Annotated in this window: 4 protein-coding genes; 3 read left to right on the top strand and 1 reads right to left on the bottom strand. The window is 47.2% G+C overall.

The window, feature by feature from the left end; all coding sequences use genetic code 11:
- The 3 genes from R7044_RS23850 to R7044_RS23840 form a co-directional block, all read left to right on the top strand.
- A partial coding sequence (locus R7044_RS23850) for a Tn3 family transposase (protein WP_206947111.1) occupies positions 1 to 682 on the top strand: 682 nt, incomplete at its 5' end.
- A 223-nt stretch (positions 683 to 905) separates the two neighbouring features.
- Positions 906 to 2,132 carry an efflux RND transporter periplasmic adaptor subunit gene (locus tag R7044_RS23845; protein WP_203347287.1) on the top strand — a complete coding sequence of 409 codons (1,227 nt, stop codon included), beginning with the start codon at positions 906 to 908 and terminating at the stop codon, positions 2,130 to 2,132.
- Positions 2,133 to 2,145: 13 nt separating this feature from the next.
- Complete coding sequence (locus R7044_RS23840; RefSeq protein ID WP_203347286.1) at positions 2,146 to 5,328, top strand: efflux RND transporter permease subunit; 3,183 nt, start codon at positions 2,146 to 2,148, stop codon at positions 5,326 to 5,328.
- Positions 5,329 to 5,425: 97 nt separating this feature from the next.
- Here the strand turns inward: R7044_RS23840 and R7044_RS23835 are convergent, their stop codons facing one another.
- Positions 5,426 to 5,560: a hypothetical protein gene (locus R7044_RS23835; RefSeq protein ID WP_257898055.1), complete on the bottom strand. Its 135-nt coding sequence runs from the start codon at positions 5,558 to 5,560 to the stop codon at positions 5,426 to 5,428.
- Positions 5,561 to 5,639: the final 79 nt, after the last annotated feature.

The following is a 5,639-nucleotide window of genomic DNA, read 5'->3' as shown; positions in this document are numbered from 1 at the left end:
CGCCTTACTGGATCTATGCGGTTACAGTTTTGCACCGCGATACGCGCAGTTCAGTAGTGTCATCAATGATCTGTTTGCCGTAACTGAAAATGAACACGGCGGCACCAACCTTGCCCTGAAAAAGCCCATCAGGACGAATGTCATCGAAACGGGATGGCAGGATATTAGGCGCATTGTTCTGTCACTTCAGACAAAGCGAACGACACAGGCAATGCTGGTAAGAAAGTTGTCTGGTTATCCTTCGGGGCACCCGACATTACAGGCGCTGACGGAGTATAATCGACTGGTCAAAGCGCAATATTTACTGGATTACATAGACAATGCCAGTTTGCGGCAGTACGTTCAGCGTGCCCTTAACCGGGGAGAAGCGTGGCACTTCCTGAGACGGGCTATTGCGTCGGTGAATGGCGATCAGTTCCGAGGCAAAAACGAGAGTGAAATCGCTATCTGGAATGAATGTGCAAGATTGCTTGCCAACGCGATCATCTACTTCAACTCCGCGATACTGAGTCATCTGCTGGGACACTTTGAAGCGAGAGGAGATGAAGAGAAAGCGGGTATCACTCGTGCTGTTTCGCCCGTTGCGTGGCAAAATATCAACTTAAGCGGAACGTATAACTTCACTAATACTGGGAAATTGCCCAATATTGGCGAAATAACAAGGCCGATAGTGGATGATTAGGCTCCAAGCTGAAAGTAAACCACCTCCGCAGCCATTTATTGGTGTGGTCTACAGAGGATTATGTCTTTTTAGAGGGGAAAATCCCTAGAACCCCTAAATGGTAATGCGGCAGGCATACGTTGTCCATATGTTGTAACTATTCATTCTATAAATTTTACTTGATCAATATCAAAAGTCAGGATTATTATGCCGATCGGTACAAAACTAACATAAGGATAGCGAGATGGTAGGCAAACACCTTAGAACGCCTCTTCTACTAATCTCATTTGCAGCGCCATTGGTGTTGTCTGGATGTCAAGATTCACGCGCCGAAGCACCTGCATCAGCACCGCCACCACCAACGGTTGAAGTGGCACAAGTGCTTGTAGAACAGGTTACCGAGCTTGATCAATACACTGGTCGATTAGAATCACCTCAAACCGTCACCGTAATGCCTCGTGTATCGGGTTACGTAGACCGTGTTCACTTCCGTGAAGGCCATCTCGTAGAAGCTGGAGACGTGCTTTTTTCAATCGACAATCGTTTGTTTGTTGCTGAAGTTAACCGTTTGAAAGCGGAACTTAGCAGTGCTCAAACAAGCTTGAACCAAGCAATCAAAGATTATGAACGTGCACAAAGACTAAGCAAAACTAAAGCAATTTCTCAAGAGACCGTTGATGCGCGTTTTGCAGATCAGCAGCGTAGCGTTGCAAGTGTTTCAGCTCTTAAAGCTGCTTTGGCAAAAGCGGAACTAGACCTTGAATTCACTCTAGTTCGCGCGCCGATTGCAGGCAAAGTTTCTTTCGCAGAGGTGACCAAAGGTAACTATGTAACTACGGGTCAAACCGTTCTTACGTCACTGGTATCTACTTCGAAAATGTACGCTTATTTCGACATTGATGAGCGTAGTTTCCTTAAATATCAAGAGATTAATAACCTCATCTCAGCGGATGGTGAAATTGAAAATGTCGTCCAAATGTCGTTGGCTAACGATACCGATTTCCCTCATATCGGTTACATCGACTTTGTAGACAATGCGATTGACGAAGCAACGGGAACCATTCAAGTTCGCGCCGTTTTTGATAATGCGGATAAGAAATTTTTACCGGGTATGTTCGCCAAAATGCGTATCGCTGGCTCGGATAGCTACCAAGGTGTGTTGATTGATAACAAGGCGATTGGTACCGATCTGAATAACAAGTATGTCTTGGTTTTAGGCGATGACAATATTGTCCAATACCGAGCAATCTCTCTTGGTGAAGGCCTTAACGGTCTGCGCATTGTATTGGATGGCCTAAAAGGCGACGAAAAGATTGTCGTCAATGGCTTACAACGCGTTCGTGCCAACATGCCTGTTACGCCCGATGAAGTTGCAATGGCTGATGAAAACACCCTTGCCAATATTCGCCAGCAACAAGCATTACGAGACCAGCAGCGCAGTGAGCTACTGACTCTGCAAGTGAAGCAATAAAGGAACCATTGCAATGTTTTCCCAGTTCTTTATTCGTCGGCCGATCTTTGCATCCGTGCTGTCGATACTCATATTCATCGGTGGTGCATTGTCAGTATGGCAACTGCCTATCACTGAATACCCCGAGGTTGTACCTCCGACTGTCGTTGTAACAGCGACTTACCCGGGTGCGAACCCGAAAGTGATTGCGGATACCGTCGCGTCTCCCCTCGAAGAAGAGATTAACGGCGTAGAAGACATGCTGTATATGTCTTCTCAAGCGACTTCTGATGGCGTGATGACGTTAACCGTCACCTTTGCCATTGGTGCCGACGTAGACAAAGCGCAAACCCTAGTTCAAAGCCGTGTTGATCGTGCCCTACCTCGTTTGCCTGAAACCGTTCAGCGACTTGGTGTTGTGACGGAAAAGTCATCACCAGACTTAACCATGGTCGTTCACTTGGTGTCGCCTGATGAGCGTTATGACCTACTTTATCTTGCGAACTATGCAGCGCTTAACGTTAAAGATGAACTTGCCCGAATCGAAGGTGTGGGTGCCGTTCGCCTGTTTGGTGGTGGCGAATACAGCATGCGTATTTGGCTTGATCCAAACAAGGTCGCAAGCCTGGACCTCAACCCTAGTGAAGTCATTTCTGCGATTCGCGAACAGAACCAACAAGCTGCAGCAGGTAGCCTTGGTGCTCAACCAAGTGGCTCGTCAGACTTCCAGTTGCTTATTAATGTCAAAGGACGTTTAAGCGAAGTTGAAGAGTTCGAGAACATCATCATCAAGGTTGGTGAAGATGGTCAGATCAACCATTTGAAAGATGTCGCTCGTATTGAATTAGGTGCCGAAACCTACTCACTTCGTTCACTACTTGATAACCAAGACGCAGTTGCCATTCCAATCTTCCAAGCTTCTGGCTCAAACGCGATTCAGATCTCTGATGACGTAAGAGCGAAAATGGAAGAGCTGTCAGCTAGCTTCCCTCAAGGTGTGAGCTACGAGATTGTTTACGACCCAACGGTATTCGTTCGTGGTTCTATTGAAGCGGTAGTGCAGACACTGCTTGAAGCGGTATTACTTGTTGTACTAGTTATTGTTCTGTTCCTGCAAACTTGGCGCGCATCGATCATCCCATTAGTTGCGGTTCCGGTTTCATTAGTTGGTACGTTCGCCTTCATGTACTTAATGGGCTTCTCTTTAAATGCTCTGTCACTGTTTGGCTTAGTACTCGCTATCGGTATCGTTGTTGATGATGCGATCGTGGTGGTCGAAAACGTCGAGCGAAACATCGAAGAAGGTCTTGCTCCTATTGCGGCGACAGAAAAAGCGATGCGAGAGGTTACAGGCCCAATTGTTGCGACGACGTTGGTGCTCGCTGCGGTATTCATCCCGACTGCGTTTATGTCTGGCTTAACGGGTCAGTTCTATAAACAGTTTGCGTTGACCATTACTATTTCAACGTTCATTTCAGCTATTAACTCGCTGACTTTGAGCCCGGCTCTTTCTGCCCTGTTGTTACGTGGTCACGACCAACCGAAAGATTGGCTCACGCGTGCAATGGATGGCTTGTTCGGACGCTTCGTATTTACCCCATTCAATAAGCTATTTAACAAAGGTTCTATCGCTTACGGTTACGCGGTGAAGAAGAGCATTCGACTTGGCGCACTGATTGGTGTGATGTATGTTGGCCTGCTTGGCTTAACGGCTTACCAATTCGATCAGACTCCTACGGGTTATGTGCCGGGTCAAGATAAGCAGTACTTGGTTGCATTCGCGCAACTGCCAGACGCGGCTTCACTTGAGCGTACCGATGCAGTGATTCGTGAGATGTCCGAGATTGCTTTGGCACAACCAGGCGTTGAACACTCCGTTGCATTCCCAGGTCTGAGCATTAACGGGTTCACCAATAGTCCAAACAGCGGTATCGTGTTCACTCCGTTGGCTGATTTCGACGAGCGTCAAGATCCGAGTCTTAGCGCAAATGCGATTGCAGGTCAGCTGAACCAAAAATTTGCTTCTATCCCTGATGCATTCATCGCGATCTTTCCACCACCACCGGTTCAGGGTCTGGGTACGATTGGCGGTTTCCGTTTGCAGATCCAAGATCGAGCGAACCACGGCTACGAAGCGCTATACGGTGTCACTCAACAAGTGATCATGAAAGCATGGGCGCACCCGGCACTAACTGGTGTGTTCTCAAGCTATCAAGTTAATGTTCCACAGTTAGACCTGGATGTTGACCGTACGAAAGCGCTCAAGCAAGACCTATCATTAGACGATGTTTTCTCTACCCTGCAATCCTACATGGGGAGCACGTACGTCAATGATATCAACCGCTTTGGTCGCACATACCAAGTGAACGTTCAGGCCGACGAAGAGTTCCGCCAAACACCAGAGCAGATTCGCCAACTAGAGGTTCGAAATGCGAACGGTGAAATGATTCCTTTAGGCGCGTTTGTTGATGTGAATTACAGTGCTGGTCCTGACCGTGTGATGCATTACAACGCTTATACCACAGCAGAGATCAATGGTAGCCCTATGCCAGGTTTCAGCTCAGGTGAAGCGCAAGCAGCGATTGAGCAGATCCTTGCAGAGACACTACCGATTGGCATGACTTACGAATGGACCGAGCTGACCTACCAACAGAAGTTGGCCGGTGATACAGCTATGTTGATCTACCCACTGGTTATCTTGTTGGTGTTCCTTGTACTTGCTGCGCAATACGAAAGTGTACGTCTTCCGATGGCAATCATCTTAATCATTCCTATGACGCTTCTATCGGCGATCAGCGGTGTGATTCTATGGGGTAGCGACAACAATATTTTCACTCAAATTGGTCTAATCGTACTGGTTGGTTTGGCAACTAAAAACGCCATCCTAATCGTAGAATTCGCCAAAGAGTTGCAAGATAAAGGTCGCACTGTGATGGAGGCTGTTCTTGAAGCATCACGCTTACGTCTTCGCCCAATCTTGATGACGTCGATTGCCTTCATCATGGGTGTGGTTCCAATGGTGTTCTCTACTGGTGCCGGTGCTGAAATGAGACAAGCAATGGGTATCGCTGTGTTCTCTGGCATGATTGGTGTAACCATATTCGGTCTGCTACTCACGCCACTGTTCTACTACGTATTGGCTAAACGTACTCCTAAAGAGCAGAGTGACAACACAGAGCAAGTTGCACTAGAGCCGATTAACGAATCCACTGTCTAATCCTTTATTTTGAGTGATTAGAAAGGCAGCCCGTGCTATTTGGGGCTGCCTTTTTTTCGTTAAGGACTCAACGGCAATTCCAGCCGTTATTTTTTGTTCAGTCTAGAAACTGTTGAATATCGTCGACGTCCATTAACTCTGACGATAAATACCGCTCTGCATAGTTGCGATAAACACCGCTCGTTAAAAGCAGGTGGAAAATCTCTTTATCAATATGTTCATTCTCCGCCATTTTGGGGTTCTAGGGATTTTCCCCTCTAAAAAGACATAATCCTCTGTAGACCACACCAATAAATGGCTGCGGAGGTGGG

The sequence above is a fragment of the Vibrio sp. 1402 genome, assembly GCF_033340275.1.
This window is presented reverse-complemented; position numbering and strand designations above follow the sequence as displayed.

Excerpts from the sequence above, each read along its gene's own strand:
- R7044_RS23845 (WP_203347287.1), top strand. The coding sequence starts at position 906 with ATGGTAGGCAAACACCTTAGAACGCCTCTTCTACTAATCTCATTTGCA.
- R7044_RS23840 (WP_203347286.1), top strand. The coding sequence starts at position 2,146 with ATGTTTTCCCAGTTCTTTATTCGTCGGCCGATCTTTGCATCCGTGCTG.
- R7044_RS23835 (WP_257898055.1), bottom strand. The coding sequence starts at position 5,560 with ATGGCGGAGAATGAACATATTGATAAAGAGATTTTCCACCTGCTTTTA.